The sequence below is a fragment of the Photobacterium sp. R1 genome (assembly GCF_054600795.1).
Genome location: NZ_BAAHZP010000147.1, coordinates 1 through 400 on the forward strand (window position 1 = coordinate 1; position 400 = coordinate 400).

Sequence of the window (400 nt, forward strand, 5' to 3'; positions counted from 1 at the left end):
CATACCATGTTGTGATGGCGCAAAGGTGATTAGATGAAATTCAGCGTCATCATTCGCCAAGCGCCGCATTTCTTTTATATAGGCACTTCTGTCACTCGATGGAATTGAGTGATAAACAGCTGAATCTAAGATAATATCAAATTTTTCATTGAGTCCAGTATCGCAAGCATTCGCTAATTGAAATTGAATGCCGGTCTCCTGATGAACATTTAAACAATGTTCAATCGCTTTTGCTGCGCTATCAATCGCAGTGACCTGATATCCCAAATCATATGCTTGCTTCGCGTTCAGGCCCAACCCACAACCAACATCCAATAATTTTTTTTTTCTGACCTTTTTCCAGAATATCCTGAACTACCGGTTGTGGTTGACCAATATCCCAAGGGACGGCAGTTATTTC

At 41.0% G+C, this 400-nt stretch carries 1 protein-coding gene; it reads right to left on the bottom strand.

What is annotated here, in order from left to right:
• On the bottom strand, positions 1–348 hold a 348-nt coding region (locus ACYP03_RS24405), incomplete at its 3' end, for a class I SAM-dependent methyltransferase (RefSeq protein WP_459782432.1).
• Between the last annotated feature and the right edge of the window lie 52 nt (positions 349–400).